This window comes from Aquitalea sp. ASV11 (genome assembly GCF_016429185.1).
In the GTDB taxonomy this organism is placed as follows: domain Bacteria; phylum Pseudomonadota; class Gammaproteobacteria; order Burkholderiales; family Chromobacteriaceae; genus Aquitalea; species Aquitalea pelogenes.
In genome coordinates this window covers 1-15,572 of the sequence record NZ_JAELUD010000083.1, presented here as the reverse complement: position 1 = coordinate 15,572, position 15,572 = coordinate 1, and the positions used below count along the sequence as shown (strand labels likewise).

Sequence of the window (15,572 nt, the reverse complement as noted above, 5' to 3'; positions counted from 1 at the left end):
ACCGGAAAACATTGCCCGCATGCAGGCAGGCATTGCCCTGACCGACGCCGACCGCGCCGGCTGGCTGGCACAACTGGCCGCGCAACTGGCAACGGCTAGAAGAGAGCAAAAAGCCGTGGTGCTGGCCTGTTCAGCCCTCAAGCGCCGCTACCGCGACACCCTGCGCAGCGAAGACCCGGATTTGCTGCTGGTACACCTCAAAGGTGACAAGGCGGTCATTGCCGAGCGCATGGCAGCTCGTGACGCCCATTTCATGCCGACTTCACTGCTGGACAGCCAGTTTGCCGACCTGGAGTCACCCGAAGCACAGAGCGAAAACGTCATCACGCTGGATGTCAGCCAGCCCCTGAGCACCTTGCTGCAACACAGCTTGCAGCAAATCGCACAACGTCAGTCCCAAGCATAAAAACCGAGACAACAGAGGAGACTTCAGGTGACACAACAATCAACTCCACATCGCAGCACACCGCGCCGCTGGCGCATTGGCGGTCTACTGGGCATTGGCGTACTGGTGAATTACTTCGACCGTATCAGCCTGTCCGTCGCCGCCCCGCAATTGCAGCAGGAATTTCATCTTTCCAGCAGCGATCTGGGGATTTTGTTCAGTGCCTTTTTCTGGACCTATGCCTTATTGCAGATTCCGACCGGACTGATCCTCGACCGCTTCGGCGTGACCCGCGTCGGGCGCTGGGGTGCCTTGTTGTGGGGAGTGGCCTCCACCCTGACCGCCTGTGCCGGTGGATTCGGCGGCGTGTTTGTCGCCCGCGCCTTGCTGGGTGTGGCCGAAGCACCGGGTTTTCCGGTCAGTGCCAAGGCTACCGGCTACTGGTTTCCGCGCCGCGAACGCGCAATGGCAACGGCCTTGTTCGATGCGGCAGCCAAGTTTTCCAATGTGATTGGCGTGCCGCTGGTTGCCCTGACCGTGGTGAACCTTGGCTGGCGCTGGGGCTTTGGCCTCACCGCCCTGCTCAGCCTGGCGTACTTTGTGGCCTTTGCCCTGATTTATCGTGACCCCAGCCAGGACAGCAAATTGTCGGCAGAGGAATACCGCCACATCACCGAAGGCGGTGCCGCTGCCGAAGGGGTAAGCCAGGCCGGATCGCTGGCCATGCTGGGCTACCTGTTACGGCAACGCAAGGTATGGGGTTTGTCCATCGGTTTTGCCGCCTATGGCTATGTGTTTTACCTGTTTCTCACCTGGCTGCCCGGCTATCTGGTGCAAACCATGCACATGAGCATTTTGAAATCGGCCAGCTATGCGGCCATCCCGTGGATATTTGCCACCCTGGCCGACCTCCTGGTGGGCGGCTGGCTGATTGACCACCTGATTGCCCGTGGCCATGACGAAACCCGGGTGCGCAAGGGCGTATTGCTGGGTGGCATGCTGCTGGGGCTTGCCGTATTCGGCACCACCACTACCAGCGACCCGCTGATTGCCATTGTGTGGATCAGCATCGCCCTGAGCGGACTGGCTGCCGCTGCGCCGGTAGGCTGGTCGCTGCCCTCGCTGATTGCCCCGCGTGGCGGTACCGGTACGGTGGGCGGCATCATGAATTTTGCCAACAACATGATGGGCGCGGTGGCACCGATTGTTACCGGCATCATCGTGGGCAATACCCACTCCTTCACCAACGCCTTCCTGATTGCCGGTTTCATGCTGTTGATCGGAGTGCTGTCCTTCCTCTTCCTGCTGGGTCGCATTGAACCCATTGCAGAGCCACCAAGCACGGGCGGCACAGCCTGAGTGCAAGGCTGATACAGGCTGCACGGTTTGCAAGCGACCCGCCTGGCGGGTCGTTTTGCTGTCAATGCTGCAGTGCCTATGTGAATGGCCAGTTCCATCTGACAGCGCCGGCTGTAAATATCGCCAGGTCGCCAAGCAAGCAACCGTTACAGGCAGATCCCCCGGCTGCTGTTGGCGCGCTATGCCGGCCACACCCCTTCACCCCGCTGAGGAGTTCACATGGAACAGCATCACGCCAGTGTTTTCATTTACCCAACCCACGCAGAAGCCGAACAAGCCATCCGCATCCTGGACCGTGCCGGTTTCGACATCAAGCAACTGTCCATTATCGGCAAGGGTTATCACAGCGAAGAACATCCGGTCGGGTTTTACACCACCAGTGAAAAGATCAAGACCTGGGGTGGCGTTGGCGCATTCTGGGGCGGCCTGTGGGGGCTGCTGTTTGCCCCCGCCGTCTTTCTGCTGCCCGGCGTCGGGTTGCTTGCCATGGCAGGCCCGATCGTCACCACACTGGTTAGCGCCGTGGAAGGTGCCGTGGTGGTTGGCGGGGTTTCCGCCCTGGCGGCAGCACTCACCAAACTGGGCGTGAAGAAAGAAGACGCAGTTGAGTACGAGTCGGCACTGAAAGCTGACAAATACGTGCTGCTGGTACACGGTTCTGCCGCCGATCAGGACAAAGCACAAACCATCCTGAGCAATGCGGACGCCTGGAAATCTGCCTGATATCCCCTGCCGCCAGTGCGCAGCTGCGCCTTGGCGGCAGTTTTCAATCCAGCGCGTGCAACAGTTTCACTTCCACCGGTGCCGCCAGCTTGTCGGCCACCCAGGCCCGGTAAGCCTGGTAATGCGCAGAAGCGCGATGGGCCTCCACCGCAGCCATGTCACGGTAGCGTTCAAACACATGCAGCACGTCGGCAGCTCCTTCCTCCTGCAACACCTGGTAAACCTCACAACCTGCTTCCGCCAGACTGTCCCGCTGCATGTCTCGCATGGCATCACGCAGCGCCTGGTTGTGCTCGGGCAGGCAACGCAAACTGGCAAAGATAAATACGCTCATGTTTTCCCCTTGGAATAAATCGCTTTGCGGTCGTCAATCATACTGCAAAGCAGCAGTGCCAGACTGTAGCTGAGCCCAGCCCCTTTGCTGACGACATTACATGGCCCACAAACCAAGCAATTGCTTGCTTGCATATATTTCCGGCTGGTAAGGTGATGGCTTCAAACAACACGACACGGGAGAAACTGCAAATGAAACAACGCGATATCGTGGTATTGAGTGCCGTGCGCTCGGCGATCGGTACGTTTGGCGGCGGCCTGAGCCACCTGGAACCGGCCGAACTGGGCGGCATGGTGATGAAGGAAGCCGTGCTGCGCTCCGGCGCAGACGCCAGCAAGATTCACCACGTAACAGTGGGCAATTGCATTCCGACAGAAAGCCGCTATGCCTATGTGGCACGGCTGGCTTCGATTGCAGCCGGTTTGCCGATGGAATCTGTCGCCATGGCAGTCAACCGCCTGTGCGGTTCCGGCCTGCAAGCCGTGGTCTCCAGCGCCCAGGCCATCATGCTGGGTGACTGCGACTATGCCATCGGCGGCGGGGTGGAAGTGATGTCGCGTGCCGGCTACCTGTTGCCGCAATTGCGCAGCGGTGCGCGCATGGGCGACGTCAAGGCGCTGGACATGATGACCGCCGCGCTGACCGACCCTTTCGGTGTGGGCCACATGGGCATTACCGCCGAGAACCTGGTGGACAAATGGCAGCTCAGCCGCGAAGAACAAGACCAGTTCGCACTGGTTTCGCAACAGCGTGCTGCCGCCGCCATTGCCGATGGCCGCTTTGCCAGCCAGATCGTCCCCATTGTCAGCCAGACCCGCAAGGGCGAAGTGGTGTTTGATACCGACGAACATCCGCGTGCCACCACGCTGGAGGCGCTGGCCAAGATGAAACCGGCATTCAGGAAGGACGGCTCGGTCACCGCAGGCAATGCCTCGGGCATCAATGATGGTGCGGCCTTCCTGGTGCTGGCCAGTGCCGAAGCCGCCGCAGCAGCCGGACAGCAGCCAATGGCGCGGCTGGTTTCCTACGCGGTGTGTGGCGTGCCCAACCACATCATGGGAGAAGGCCCGATTCCTGCCACCCGCGCTGCCTTGCAACGCGCAGGGCTGACGCTGGACCAGATGGATGTGATCGAATCGAACGAGGCCTTTGCCGCGCAATCGCTGGCCGTGTGCAAGGCGCTGGAACTGGACCCGGCCCGTGCCAACCCCAATGGCGGTGCCATTGCGCTGGGCCACCCGATTGGTGCCAGCGGTGCCGTGATTGCCACCAAGGCCTTGTACGAACTGCAACGCATCAATGGCCGTTACGCACTGGTCACCATGTGCATTGGTGGTGGGCAAGGCATTGCCGTCATTTTCGAACGGCTCTGATCCTGCGCCATTGCACTGCAACCGCCCGCCTGCCGGGCGGTTTTTGCTTGCCATTATCTGCGGCAGGACAAGCAAGATGCATATTCAATACACATATACGGTTTTGGCCCTATAAAATGGCAGTAGAGTAGCGCTCTGTACAGCCTGCCAGTTGACTCTTTTCTCCAACCTTCATGGGCCATCAAGCCGAAAGGTTGCCATGGCAATCAAACGCACACTGCTGATAGTGCTGATGCTGGCCAGCCAGGGTCTGGCGGCGGCATTGGCAGAGCAGCGCTGGGACGGCCCACGCAGTGGACCGCCCCGGCAGCCGGGCCATTATCAGGTGCTGTATCTGGCACAGGATCTGCGCAATGGCGGCATTTCCGGCAGCTATCGTGCCTTTGCCTCTGCCGCTGCGCTATTGGGATGGCAGTTACAGATGATCGATGGCAAGGGCAGCAGTGCGCTGCTGCGCCAGGCACTGGCCAGTGCCATTAGCCAACGCCGGGTGCAAGGGGTGATTCTGGGTGGCATTGCCGCCAGCGACCTGAGGGTGGAAATCGGTGCGGCCAGGCAGGCCGGCATTCCGCTGGTTGGCTGGCACGCAACGGCCACGCCCGGAGCACAGGACGGGCTGTTTTTCAATGTCACCACCGACCCGCAGGAAGTAGCGCGGCTGGCTGCCAGCTATGTCATCCAGCAAAGCCAGGGCAAGGCTGGCGTGGTGATCTTCAACGACGAGCGCTTTGACATTGCCAATGCCAAAACCCGCTTCATGCAGCAGACACTGGCACAGTGCAAGACCTGCAAGTTGCTGAGCGTGGAAAACATCCCCATCAACCATGCGGCAGAACGCATGGATGCGGTGGTCAGGCAGTTGAACCAGCGCTATGGCCGGCAATGGACGCACACGCTGGCCATCAACGATGTCTATTTCGATGAAATGAACTATCCGCTGCTGCATGTACAGCGTGCGGACATCCGCAATGTCTCCGCCGGAGACGGTTCCAGCAAGGCCATCACCCGTATCCGCGCCGGTTTGTCACAACAAAGTGCCACCGTGGCCGAACCACTTGCGGCGCAAGGCTGGCAGATGGCCGACGAACTCAACCGCGCCTTTGCCCATGCCAGCCCCAGCGGTTATGCCAGCAAACCCATTCTGCTTACCCGTGAAGTACTGCAGCAGCTGGGCGAGCAGGACATAGATGCCGCCCTGCCCTACCAGCAAGCCTATCGCGCCATCTGGCGCTTGCGTTAAGCCACGATTGCAACCCGCTCAGGCCAGCAGCTTGCGCTCGGTTTTGCCATATTTGAGCGACTTTTCATCCGGCAACATCAAACCGGTGGCCTCGTCACGCCCTTGCAGGATGAAGCGCGCCTGCGGCTGACCCAGTTGCTGGGCGGCCAGCTGGCTGTCAGCGCCGATTTCGCCTTTTTTCATGCGGTTGACGATCAGCCCCACCGATGTATCGGCAAAGTCACGCAGCATCCAGGCATCGCCATCGCTGTCGCCTGCCACCAGTACCGGGCCATAACCCTTTTTCGCCTGCAACTGCTGGCGGATGCCCACGGTCTTGCCCGGACCCCAGTTGAAGTGCCAGCCATTCAGGTAGCGGTCGGTATAGCGTCCGTTTTCCATTTCCAGCCGCAGGCCAATGACATTCTCCGGCGGCACGCCATAGCCAAAATCGGCATGACCGGCAAACACCCGTACCACGTCGTCGATGGAGGCGGTGCTGACATACACATCAATGCCGTTGGCACGCAGGGTATGCATCAGGCCGCGGATTTCCTCATGCACGCGGATGCCATGAAAATGGGTGTCGGCCACCACCCCGGCCTTGCCCGGCAGGGTTTCCGGGCTTTGGTAGCGTACCTTGCGCAAGGCATCGCCCAAGGCTGCCTTGTTGGAGGCCATGGCCATGGCCTGCAGTTCGGCCGTGCTCATGTTCTTGTAGAAATAGATGATCCACTTGTAGCCGATTTCCAGCGGGAAGCTGTCGCAGATGGCGTCATACATGAAATACAGCTTGGCGCGGAAATCCTTGAACTGGTCGCTGGCCTGCACGTCTTCCAGGCTACGGCTGCCGGCCAGCCCCTGATAGTTGGCATACAGCCAGCGATAGTCTGCCACCACGTCGGCCGCGATGTCGGCCATGCGTACCGGCTTGCCATCCACCGTCTTGTAGTCGGCCATGAAGGTTTCATCCGGCACGTCACGCCACAGCACCTGGCGGAACTCTTCGGGCGTCAGCTTGTACTGCAGATGGTTGATCTGGTACATCAGCAAGGCTTCTTCACAGTCATTCATGATGCAGGTGTTATCCCAGTCGAACACTGCGTAAGGCTTGCGGTCGGCGCGGTAAGCGGGGCTGTGACGGCCATGCTGGTCCAGCAGCAATTGCAGGCGCGCCGCATTGCGAGGCGACCAGCGTGCGCCATCCAGCGGCGCGCTGGCCGTGCTGCTCTGGGCACGGGCTGAAGAAGAAGCCAGCAGCAAGGGGCTGCTGGCGGAAACGGCGGCAAGGGCATGAATGAACTGGCGGCGTTGCATGGTATCTCCCGATCCGGATGACAAAGGAAGACGGGAGGCCATGCCAGCCCGTCAGCATGGCCAGCATAATAAACACCCAATATTACAACTTTGCCACAAAAGTACACAAAGCGTGCAAATCCGACCTGCAAAACCCGGCAGGCGACCGGCTTGACAGGGACGCAAAGCCAGGGAGAATGAGCAGGCACATATCAGGTGGAGAAGCCCATGTGGCAAGAAGAGCGCTACCAGCGCATCCGTGCCTTGCTGGCACTGGAGCAGCGCATCAGCACTGACCGGCTGGTCAGGGAGCTACAGGTATCGCGGGAAACAGTAAGACGGGATGTCGCCGCGCTGGAAGCGCTGGGACAGTTGCGCCGCACCCATGGCGGCATTGTGCGCCAGAGCGCAACGGAAGCCCCGATTGCCGAACGGGCTCAGCTCAATGTCCGTTTCAAGGAAGACATTGCCCGTGCGGTGTGCAGCAGGCTTAGTGCCGGGCAAACCGTGTTCATTGATGCCGGCACCACCACTGCCCTGCTGGCCCGGCAGCTGGCCGGGCTCTCCGGCCTGACCATCATCACCAATGCCTTTGATGTGGCGCTGGCACTGCGCCAGCCAGAAGGCGGCAAACGCCATCAGGTCATCATGCTGGGGGGTGAGCTGGGCGAACGTGCCGCAGCCACGGTGGGTGGCAGCACTGTCAATGCCATCCGTCATTACCGGGCCGACATTGCCCTGTTGTCCCCGGTTGGCGTCAGCGCCGGGATGGGGGCCAGCAATTACGATCACCACGAGGCCGAAGTGGCCCGTGCCATGAGCGAGCAGGCAGATCAAACCTTTATCCTGGCCGATGCCAGCAAGCTGGGCCTCAGCAGCCGCTTCAGCCTGTGCCGGGCGGAGGCCATCGACCTGCTGGTCAGCAACCGGCAGGACGCCCCGTCGCCAGCCTGCGAGGCACTGGCAGCGCAAGTGGGAGAGCTGTGGCTGGTTTGACGGATCAAGCTGATACCAAGATGGCATATGCAAACAAGTAAATGTTATTTTTGTTATATTAAAAACAGAAATATCCTGCTTTGAGTTATATAAATTCAAGGCATGGTCATGAACTTCCAGCAACTGCGCATCATCCGCGAAACCGTGCGCCAGAACTTCAACCTCACCGAAGTCGCCAACGCGCTGTACACCTCGCAATCCGGCGTCAGCAAACACATCAAGGACCTGGAAGACGAACTGGGTGTCGAACTGTTCGTCCGCAAGGGCAAGCGTTTTCTGGGGCTGACTGATCCTGGCAAGGAATTGCTGATCATCGTGGAGCGCATGCTGCTGGACGCCGGCAACATCAAGCGCCTGGCCGAACAGTTCAGCCTGCGCGACGAAGGCCAGCTGACCATTGCCACCACCCACACCCAGGCGCGCTATGCGCTGCCCAAGGTGGTGACTGCCTTCAAGAAAGCCTTTCCCAAAGTACATCTGGTGCTGCATCAGGCCAGCCCGGAAGAGCTGGTGCGCCTGCTGCAGTCCGGTGATGCCGATATCGGTATTGCCACCGAAGCGGTGGCCGAAGTGCCGGAGCTGGTTTCCTTCCCCTACTATGGCTGGTATCACAGCGTGATTGCCCCGCCGGATCACCCGCTGCACCAGCAAACCCTGTCGCTGCAAACGCTGGCTGAATACCCTATCGTCACCTACCACCAGGGCTTTACCGGCCGTGCGCAGATTGACCGTGCCTTTGCCCGCGCCGGGCTGGTGCCCGACATCGTGATGTCGGCACTGGATGCCGATGTGATCAAGACCTATGTGGAACTGGAACTGGCAGTCGGCATTGTTGCCTCCATGGCCGTGGACCCGCAGCGTGACCAGGCGGTGAAAGTGGTGCCCGGTGAACCCCTGTTCGGCCAGCAAACCACCCGCATTGCCATTCGTCGCGGCCATTACCTGCGCAGCTATGCCTACCGCTTCATCGAGCTGTGCTCGTCCGCGCTGGATGAAAGCACGGTGCGCAGCGCACTGAACCCGGCCCTGCAGGACTGAAACGGCAGGCAACGCCCGGCATTACAACTATTGATGTTTCTTGCCGCAAGTTGACGTACGGACAGGGTATGGTGCGGGTTTTTCCACCATACCCTGCTCCAGGCAGGCAAGGACTGCCGTGCCATGCTCAAGGCGCTCTCCCGACTGATTTCCCGACGCCCGCCACTGCCCGCGCTGACGCATGCCAGCATCAACACCTTGTGCCATGATTTTCTGCCACGCGTCCAGGCGCTGAACCGCGAACGGCTGGACACCATCCAGCAACAGCCAGCGCAGCACCCGGCGCTGTTCCGGGAAGACAGCATGAACCTGTACCAACGCGCGAGCCTGTATCTGGAGTACGGCGAATGGCACAAGGCACGCCAGTTGCTGGATTCTGCGGCCCGACGTCTGCAAGCGCACGCCCCGGATGCGGCCAGCACCCTGCTGCATTTGTGCCGTGACATGCAGGCGGCCGAGCTGCAACAGCGGGAACTTCTGCGCAACTAAGCCGGTCTAGCCGAGCTGACTTGACCTGCTGGCCAGTACAGGTAACATCCCCAGCCCTGCCCATTTTTTGCAATCGTGCTGCCGTTCTGGCTGGCAGCACACCGCCAGTTGAGATTCATGTCCGCTTACACCCGCCTTAGCACCGCCCTTGTCCTTGGCAGCGCCTTGTCCTGTCTGTTCTCCAGCCCGGCCCGCGCCGAATCCTGGCTGGAGAGTGCCAGCAACGAAGTCCAGCATGTCTGGAACGATGGCACGCTGGATGCCTATCTGCCCTTGAACACCTATCACATGCGCTGGGCCTACAGCAAAGAGAAGATCGCCGAGTTCAACGAAAACCCCTGGGGTTTTGGCCTGGGCCGCAGCCTGCGTGACGACAATGACAACTGGCATGCACTGTACGCCATGGCTTTTCTCGACTCGCACAAGAAGGTAGAGCCGATTGCCGGCTATGCCTATACCCACCCCTTTTTCCGCGCAGGTGAGTGGCGTGCCGAAATCGGCTATACCGCCTTCATCACTTCGCGCACCGACACCCTGCACTCCTTCCCCTTCCCGGGTGTGCTGCCGCTGGTGGGCATCAGCTATGGCAATCTGACCATCAACAGCACCTATATTCCCGGCGGCAAGGGCAATGGCAATGTGCTGTTCACCTTTGCCCATTACCACTTCTGAGTGTGGCTAACAAAAACCCTGCTGCTGCGCTGCGCCTTCTTGCCATACCCTGGTACTGTCGGCGTCGGCGCGCCTTGCCCCAGGAACGCAACGCTATTTTGTTAGCCGCTCCAAGCCCAGATACTTGCCCCGGCAGCGCATGTAAAACATGTTAAACGGGGCTAATTGGCTTCACTTCGCTCAAAGCGGTGTAAAGCTGGCAGCCACAAGCTTGTAGCGCTGCCAGCGCCTGACTAAGGTGGGCGCATTGTTCACCATGAAGGCAGGACTCTCATGCGCCCCTCTCACTTTATTGTTGTCAGCGCCACGCTGGGCCTGCTGTTGTGCAGCACCAGCCATGCGGCAGACAGCAACATGCCGGCTGACTCAGCTGCACACCGTTGCCAGGCCGGGCATCAGGATGCCTCGGAGCCGGAGCACCACCATTGCGATCCGCACGGCCCGCATCCGGCCGATGAGCACGGACACATGCCACCACCGCCGCACGAGCCGCCACTGGCTGCCGTCAAAGCCTGCGTGGGCAAGAAGATAGGCAGCAAAACCACCATTTACCTGCACGGCGACAGCATTCCCGCCATATGCCAGCCCTACGACGGCATGGTACTGGCCAGGCCGCTGCATCCGCTGCTCCCGCCGCCGCCAGATGAAGGGTCGCACGCTCCGCAGTAAGAACACGGACGCAATGACAAGGCCGGGCAAAGCCCGGCCTTGTCACATCAACGCCTCATCATCCCGCCCTGATGGGTGGGCTTACAGCTTGAGCATGCCCCTCTCCTCGATGATGGCGATGATGTCGGCCAGGCCCTGCCCGCTTTTGAGATTGGAGAACACAAAGGGCCGCTCGCCACGCATCTTGTGTGCATCGCGCTCCATTACCTCCAGCGAAGCACCCACCAGCGGTGCCAGGTCTATCTTGTTGATCACCAGCAAGTCGGATTTGCAAATACCCGGCCCGCCCTTGCGCGGAATCTTGTCACCGGCAGACACATCAATCACATAAATGGTGAGGTCGGACAACTCCGGGCTGAAAGTGGCGGCCAGATTGTCACCGCCGCTTTCGATGAAGATGACATCCAGCCCCGGATGACGGGCATTGAGCTGCGCCACCGCTTCCAGATTGATGGACGCATCCTCGCGGATGGCCGTGTGCGGGCAGCCGCCGGTTTCCACGCCAATGATGCGGTCCGGCGACAGCGCCTCGTTCCTCACCAGAAACTGGGCGTCTTCCTGGGTGTAAATATCGTTGGTGACCACGGCAACGTTGTAGATGTCGCGCAGTGCACTGCACAGCGCCCAGGTGAGGTGGGTCTTGCCCGAGCCGACCGGCCCGCCGATTCCAACGCGCAAGGCGGTTTTCTGCATGGTGTATCTCCTCTGGCCTGTTTCGCTTCAGGAGCGGAACAGGCGGCTGTATTGGGTTTCGTGTTTCATCGCCGCCCACATCAGGCCGGGGGCGAAATTACTGTGTTGTTCGGCAGGGAGACTGATGGCCTGTTCCACTGCGTTGGCAACGGCAGGCAACAGCGAAGACAGCAATTGCTGACCTGCACTCTGGCCCATGGGCATGGCCTTGAGCAGCACCATCACCTGGTTTTCCAACCAGCTCCACAGCAGCGCCGTCACGGCTTCGCGCTCGTCTATGCCCAGCGCACGGGCTGCCAGCGCCCATGCCACCGGCAGGCAAACTTCGCCATTGGCCAAGCCATCCGGCCAGCTCATGGCCTGGCCTTCCGGCAAACCCGCCAGCAGCTGGCGCAGCGAGTAGCCCATTTGTATGGTTTCCTGTCTTTGCTCGCGGCAATCGCGGCTGGCCAGATAGCGCTGGTTGAGCCGGTACAATGCAGCCTCGTCGCCGTCGGCCAGCGCTTGCAGCATCCGGGAGAGCATGGCGGCATCAAAATGGCAGACCGGGCCTTGCAAGACTTCATGCAACCACTGCTGCGCACTGGCGGCATCGTGTACCAGGCCCAGTTCCAGCGCACTTTCCAGTCCCTGCGAATAGCTGAAACCGCCAATCGGCAGGCCGGGGCTGGCCAGGCGCAGCAATTGCAGCAAAGGCAGCAGTGTGCTCATGCCGGCTGACCGAACAGATGCAGCCTGGGCGCGTACTGGAAGGCGGCATCCTTGCCGTGCGAATGATGATGGCCACCGCCGTAGGCACCGCTTTCCGGATTGAACGGCGCAAACAGCCGGCTCACTTCCGCCCCCATTTGCTGCAGCATCTGCTCCAGCACATAGTCGTCCAGCAGCCGCAACCAGCCCTCGCCCACCTGCAAATGAACGTGACGATTGCCCAGGTGGTAGGCCGCACGGCACAGCGCTTCCGGGCTGGCGCAACGCACATGCAGCAGGGGCTCGTCCGCCGCCAGTATGCGCACCACGCGGCCATCTTCCGCCCGCAGGCACTGACCATGCGCCAGCGGTGCGCCGGCGGATAAAAACAGGCCGGCTTCCTCGCCATCCACGGTACGGGTACGCAGCCGGGTCTTGCTGCGCAATTCAAAGCTGAGCAGCAAGTCGGCATCACTGCGGCAGGCTTGCGGCAGTCGCTCGGTAATCACCAGCATGTTCTTTCCTCGTTTTTCTGTTTTCCTGACCGGGACGACATCGTTTCCAGGCCATGATTTTTCTTGTCCCCGCGCAGCCTGTTCAGAACAGGAAATAGCGCTGGGCCATGGGCAGCACGGCGGCCGGTTCGCACCACAGCAGCTGTCCGTCGGCTTTTACCTGATAGTTTTGCGGGTCCACTTCGATCTGCGGCAGGTAGTCGTTGTGGATCAGGTCGGTCTTTTGCACGCTGCGACAGCCATGTACCGCCACCAGTCTCTTGTTCAGGCCCAGCGCCTCGCCTATCCCTGCGTCCAGTGCGGCCTGTGAGACAAAGGTGACGCTGCCATCGGCAATGGCCTTGCCGAAACTGCCGAACATCGGCCTGCTGTGTACCGGCTGCGGGGTGGGGATGCTGGCATTGGCGTCGCCCATGGCGGCCATGGCGATGATGCCGCCCTTGAGGATGAGCGATGGTTTGACCCCGAAGAACATCGGTTTCCACAGCACCAGGTCGGCCAGCTTGCCCACTTCGATGCTGCCCACTTCGTGGCTGATGCCGTGGGTGATGGCCGGGTTGATGGTGTACTTGGCGATATAGCGCTTGATGCGGGCGTTGTCGCAGCCTTCGCTGTCCCCCGCCAGCGGGCCGCGCTGCTGTTTCATTTTGTCGGCCGTCTGCCAGCAACGCAGGATGGTTTCCCCCACGCGGCCCATGGCCTGGCTGTCGGAGGACATCATGGCAAAGGCACCCAGGTCGTGCAGGATGTCTTCGGCGGCAATGGTTTCGCGCCGGATGCGGCTTTCGGCAAAAGCGACGTCTTCGGCAATCGAGGCATGCAGGTGATGGCACACCATCAGCATGTCCAGGTGTTCGTCTATGGTGTTGACGGTAAACGGCCGCGTGGGGTTGGTGGAGCTGGGCAGCACATTGGCAAAGCCACAGGCCTTGATGATGTCGGGTGCGTGACCGCCACCGGCCCCTTCGGTGTGATAGGTGTGGATGGTGCGGCCCTTGAACGCCGCCAGCGTGGTTTCGACAAAACCGGCTTCGTTCAGCGTGTCGGTGTGAATGGCCACCTGCACGTCCATTTCATCGGCCACGTTCAGACAGTTGTCGATGGCGGCCGGGGTGCTGCCCCAGTCCTCGTGCAGCTTCAGGCCGATGGCCCCGGCGCGCACCTGTTCACGCAGTGCTTCGGGCAGGCTGGCATTACCCTTGCCGGTAAAGCCAAGGTTCATGGCAAAGCCTTCTGCTGCCTTGAGCATGCTGGCCATATGCCAGGGCCCGGGTGTGCAGGTGGTGGCATTGGTGCCGGTGGCCGGGCCGGTGCCACCGCCAATCATGGTGGTGATGCCGGCGGCCAGTGCTTCTTCAATCTGCTGCGGGCAGATGAAATGGATATGGGTGTCAATGCCGCCAGCGGTGATGATCATGCCTTCACCGGCAATGATTTCCGTTGCCGCACCAATCAGGATATCCACACCAGGCTGGATGTCCGGGTTGCCCGCCTTGCCGATGGCGGCAATGCGGCCGCCCTTCAGGCCGATGTCAGCCTTGACCACACCCCAGTGGTCGATGATGAGCGCATTGGTAATCACGGTATCGGCCACCTCGGCGGCCACGCACTGGCCCTGGCCCATGCCGTCGCGAATCACCTTGCCGCCACCAAACTTCACTTCTTCGCCGTAAACGGTGAAGTCGCGCTCTACTTGTGCCCACAGGCCGGTATCAGCCAGTCGCACCGCATCGCCCGTGGTGGGGCCGAACATTTCGGCATAAGCCTGTCTGCTGATTTTCATAAGTCCCCCATCACCCGGCCCTGAAAGCCGAATACGCGGCGTGCGCCAGCCAGTGCTACCAGTTCTACCGTCCGGGTCTGGCCCGGTTCGAAACGCACCGCCGTACCGGGGGCAATATTCAGCCGGAAACCACGTGCGGCAGCGCGGTCGAAGCGCAGTGCGTCATTGGCTTCGGCAAAGTGGTAATGCGAGCCGACCTGTATCGGCCGGTCACCGCTATTGGCCACCTCCATACTGATGGTGGCGCGGCCGACATTCATTTCGATGTCGCCGCTGGCAAAGCGGATTTCTCCTGGAATCATCGCAATCTCCTGTTGGCGGGCTGCGTCAGACAATGGGCTGGTGCACGGTAACGAGCTTGGTGCCATCCGGAAAAGTGGCCTCCACCTGGATGTCCGGAATCATCTCCGGCACACCGTCCATCACTTGTTCGCGCTTGAGCAGCGTGGTGCCGTAGTGCATCAGCGCGGCCACGCTCTGCCCGTCACGTGCGCCTTCCAGAATGGCGGCACTGATATAGGCCACGGCTTCGGGATAATTCAGCCGCAGGCCACGGGCCAGGCGGCGCTCTGCCACCAGCCCGGCAGTGAAAATCAGCAGCTTGTCTTTTTCGCGGGGGGTCAGTTCCATGGGGTGCTTTCTTGTCAGCTTGCCCAGATGCGCGGCTGGCTGGCTGCGCGTCCGTGGCTGAAGGGGTAGATCAGGTTGCGACAGCCACGCAGCCAGTGATGAGCGGCTTCGGCACTGTCACCAATAAAGCGGGCCAGCCAGATGCCGGGCAGCTGACTGGCAGCGGCACGCCCGGCACAGGGCAGTTCCAGACAGGCCTGATGTATGTCTGGCGGCAGTGCCGGCCCGGCCCACAGCAGGGTAGCCAGCACGGTGTGGCCACCCATGCCCACCGGGGAGGCCAGCAAGGGGCTGTCACCGGGCACATGGTTGTGCTCGCACCACAGCAGGGTGTCGTCACGCCATAGTTCGCTGGCTTGCTGCCACAGGCCACGGTCAAAGTGTTCGGCGCTGGCCGGGCGGCCCAGGCACATCACCTCGCCAGCCAGCAGGCAGGCATCGCCATGCAAATGGAAGACGTTGTCCAGCCGCACGCTACTACCGGCAAACAATATGGTTTCCTGCGGCAGCCATTCCAGCAGGCTGCCTGACTGCTGGCGCACTTGCAGCTGCTGGCCGGCCTGCCGACCGAAGCTGTCATACCATTTGGCCGCGCCGGGGCTGGTGAGCAGTACCTGGCTGCCTGCGGCCAGATCGATATCCAGCGTCAGCCTGTCGCCGCCAGCCATGCCGCCCGGAGGATGCACCACAATGTGCTGGCACTGGCCA

19 protein-coding genes are annotated in these 15,572 nt (G+C 61.0%); 10 read left to right on the top strand and 9 right to left on the bottom strand.

All coding sequences use genetic code 11. From position 1 onward, the window contains the following. From JHD62_RS18915 to JHD62_RS18905, 3 genes are all read left to right on the top strand, one after another. On the top strand, window positions 1-406 hold a 406-nt coding region (locus JHD62_RS18915), incomplete at its 5' end, for a gluconokinase (RefSeq protein ID WP_199104197.1). Window positions 407-433: 27 nt separating this feature from the next. Then, entirely contained in the window at window positions 434-1,744 is a 1,311-nt protein-coding gene (locus JHD62_RS18910) for an MFS transporter (protein ID WP_199104196.1), read from the top strand. Between the two features lie 219 nt (window positions 1,745-1,963). After that, window positions 1,964-2,467: a hypothetical protein gene (locus JHD62_RS18905; RefSeq protein ID WP_199104195.1), complete on the top strand. Its 504-nt coding sequence runs from the start codon at window positions 1,964-1,966 to the stop codon at window positions 2,465-2,467. A 43-nt stretch (window positions 2,468-2,510) separates the two neighbouring features. Here the strand turns inward: JHD62_RS18905 and JHD62_RS18900 are convergent, their stop codons facing one another. Next, on the bottom strand, window positions 2,511-2,801 hold the full coding sequence (locus tag JHD62_RS18900) for a putative quinol monooxygenase (protein ID WP_199104194.1): 291 nt from the start codon (window positions 2,799-2,801) through the stop codon (window positions 2,511-2,513). Between the two features lie 191 nt (window positions 2,802-2,992). Between JHD62_RS18900 and JHD62_RS18895 the strand changes: the two genes are divergently transcribed. Both JHD62_RS18895 and JHD62_RS18890 read left to right on the top strand, forming a co-directional pair. Then, entirely contained in the window at window positions 2,993-4,174 is a 1,182-nt protein-coding gene (locus tag JHD62_RS18895) for an acetyl-CoA C-acyltransferase family protein (protein WP_199104193.1), read from the top strand. Between the two features lie 199 nt (window positions 4,175-4,373). After that, window positions 4,374-5,414, top strand: a complete 1,041-nt coding sequence (locus JHD62_RS18890) for a substrate-binding domain-containing protein (RefSeq protein WP_199104192.1) — start codon at window positions 4,374-4,376, stop codon at window positions 5,412-5,414. 18 nt (window positions 5,415-5,432) lie between these two features. Here JHD62_RS18890 and JHD62_RS18885 read toward each other — a convergent pair whose 3' ends face one another. Then, window positions 5,433-6,710, bottom strand: a complete 1,278-nt coding sequence (locus tag JHD62_RS18885; RefSeq protein ID WP_199104191.1) for a haloacid dehalogenase-like hydrolase — start codon at window positions 6,708-6,710, stop codon at window positions 5,433-5,435. A 207-nt stretch (window positions 6,711-6,917) separates the two neighbouring features. On the opposite strand from JHD62_RS18885, the gene JHD62_RS18880 reads away from it, so the two are divergent. From JHD62_RS18880 to JHD62_RS18860, 5 genes are all read left to right on the top strand, one after another. After that, on the top strand, window positions 6,918-7,685 hold the full coding sequence (locus tag JHD62_RS18880) for a DeoR/GlpR family DNA-binding transcription regulator (protein ID WP_199104190.1): 768 nt from the start codon (window positions 6,918-6,920) through the stop codon (window positions 7,683-7,685). A gap of 108 nt (window positions 7,686-7,793) precedes the next feature. After that, entirely contained in the window at window positions 7,794-8,723 is a 930-nt protein-coding gene (locus JHD62_RS18875; RefSeq protein WP_199104189.1) for a CysB family HTH-type transcriptional regulator, read from the top strand. Between the two features lie 123 nt (window positions 8,724-8,846). Further along, complete coding sequence (locus JHD62_RS18870; RefSeq protein ID WP_199104188.1) at window positions 8,847-9,212, top strand: hypothetical protein; 366 nt, start codon at window positions 8,847-8,849, stop codon at window positions 9,210-9,212. Window positions 9,213-9,329: 117 nt separating this feature from the next. Further along, window positions 9,330-9,884, top strand: a complete 555-nt coding sequence (pagP, locus tag JHD62_RS18865) for a lipid IV(A) palmitoyltransferase PagP (protein WP_199104187.1) — start codon at window positions 9,330-9,332, stop codon at window positions 9,882-9,884. A gap of 273 nt (window positions 9,885-10,157) precedes the next feature. Then, on the top strand, window positions 10,158-10,553 hold the full coding sequence (locus tag JHD62_RS18860) for a hypothetical protein (protein WP_199104186.1): 396 nt from the start codon (window positions 10,158-10,160) through the stop codon (window positions 10,551-10,553). An 81-nt stretch (window positions 10,554-10,634) separates the two neighbouring features. On the opposite strand, the gene ureG is transcribed toward JHD62_RS18860, so the two are convergent. From ureG to JHD62_RS18825, 7 genes are all read right to left on the bottom strand, one after another. Beyond that, on the bottom strand, window positions 10,635-11,246 hold the full coding sequence (gene ureG, locus JHD62_RS18855) for an urease accessory protein UreG (protein ID WP_199104185.1): 612 nt from the start codon (window positions 11,244-11,246) through the stop codon (window positions 10,635-10,637). Window positions 11,247-11,273: 27 nt separating this feature from the next. Then, window positions 11,274-11,957, bottom strand: a complete 684-nt coding sequence (locus JHD62_RS18850; protein WP_199104184.1) for an urease accessory protein UreF — start codon at window positions 11,955-11,957, stop codon at window positions 11,274-11,276. Next, entirely contained in the window at window positions 11,954-12,451 is a 498-nt protein-coding gene (ureE, locus tag JHD62_RS18845; RefSeq protein ID WP_199104183.1) for an urease accessory protein UreE, read from the bottom strand. The genes JHD62_RS18850 and ureE overlap by 4 nt, the downstream gene beginning before the upstream one ends. A gap of 82 nt (window positions 12,452-12,533) precedes the next feature. Beyond that, window positions 12,534-14,234, bottom strand: a complete 1,701-nt coding sequence (gene ureC, locus JHD62_RS18840; protein WP_199104182.1) for an urease subunit alpha — start codon at window positions 14,232-14,234, stop codon at window positions 12,534-12,536. After that, complete coding sequence (locus JHD62_RS18835) at window positions 14,231-14,536, bottom strand: urease subunit beta (protein WP_199104181.1); 306 nt, start codon at window positions 14,534-14,536, stop codon at window positions 14,231-14,233. The genes ureC and JHD62_RS18835 overlap by 4 nt, the downstream gene beginning before the upstream one ends. Before the next feature lie 25 nt (window positions 14,537-14,561). Then, window positions 14,562-14,864: an urease subunit gamma gene (locus tag JHD62_RS18830; RefSeq protein ID WP_045848009.1), complete on the bottom strand. Its 303-nt coding sequence runs from the start codon at window positions 14,862-14,864 to the stop codon at window positions 14,562-14,564. 14 nt (window positions 14,865-14,878) lie between these two features. Beyond that, on the bottom strand, window positions 14,879-15,572 hold a 694-nt coding region (locus JHD62_RS18825; protein WP_199104180.1), incomplete at its 5' end, for an urease accessory protein UreD.

Excerpts from the sequence above, each read along its gene's own strand:
- JHD62_RS18835 (WP_199104181.1), bottom strand. The coding sequence starts at position 14,536 with ATGATTCCAGGAGAAATCCGCTTTGCCAGCGGCGACATCGAAATGAAT.
- JHD62_RS18885 (WP_199104191.1), bottom strand. The coding sequence starts at position 6,710 with ATGCAACGCCGCCAGTTCATTCATGCCCTTGCCGCCGTTTCCGCCAGC.
- pagP (WP_199104187.1), top strand. The coding sequence starts at position 9,330 with ATGTCCGCTTACACCCGCCTTAGCACCGCCCTTGTCCTTGGCAGCGCC.
- JHD62_RS18890 (WP_199104192.1), top strand. The coding sequence starts at position 4,374 with ATGGCAATCAAACGCACACTGCTGATAGTGCTGATGCTGGCCAGCCAG.
- JHD62_RS18880 (WP_199104190.1), top strand. The coding sequence starts at position 6,918 with ATGTGGCAAGAAGAGCGCTACCAGCGCATCCGTGCCTTGCTGGCACTG.
- ureG (WP_199104185.1), bottom strand. The coding sequence starts at position 11,246 with ATGCAGAAAACCGCCTTGCGCGTTGGAATCGGCGGGCCGGTCGGCTCG.
- JHD62_RS18860 (WP_199104186.1), top strand. The coding sequence starts at position 10,158 with ATGCGCCCCTCTCACTTTATTGTTGTCAGCGCCACGCTGGGCCTGCTG.
- JHD62_RS18870 (WP_199104188.1), top strand. The coding sequence starts at position 8,847 with ATGCTCAAGGCGCTCTCCCGACTGATTTCCCGACGCCCGCCACTGCCC.
- JHD62_RS18895 (WP_199104193.1), top strand. The coding sequence starts at position 2,993 with ATGAAACAACGCGATATCGTGGTATTGAGTGCCGTGCGCTCGGCGATC.
- JHD62_RS18830 (WP_045848009.1), bottom strand. The coding sequence starts at position 14,864 with ATGGAACTGACCCCCCGCGAAAAAGACAAGCTGCTGATTTTCACTGCC.
- JHD62_RS18905 (WP_199104195.1), top strand. The coding sequence starts at position 1,964 with ATGGAACAGCATCACGCCAGTGTTTTCATTTACCCAACCCACGCAGAA.
- ureC (WP_199104182.1), bottom strand. The coding sequence starts at position 14,234 with ATGAAAATCAGCAGACAGGCTTATGCCGAAATGTTCGGCCCCACCACG.
- ureE (WP_199104183.1), bottom strand. The coding sequence starts at position 12,451 with ATGCTGGTGATTACCGAGCGACTGCCGCAAGCCTGCCGCAGTGATGCC.
- JHD62_RS18900 (WP_199104194.1), bottom strand. The coding sequence starts at position 2,801 with ATGAGCGTATTTATCTTTGCCAGTTTGCGTTGCCTGCCCGAGCACAAC.
- JHD62_RS18850 (WP_199104184.1), bottom strand. The coding sequence starts at position 11,957 with ATGAGCACACTGCTGCCTTTGCTGCAATTGCTGCGCCTGGCCAGCCCC.
- JHD62_RS18875 (WP_199104189.1), top strand. The coding sequence starts at position 7,794 with ATGAACTTCCAGCAACTGCGCATCATCCGCGAAACCGTGCGCCAGAAC.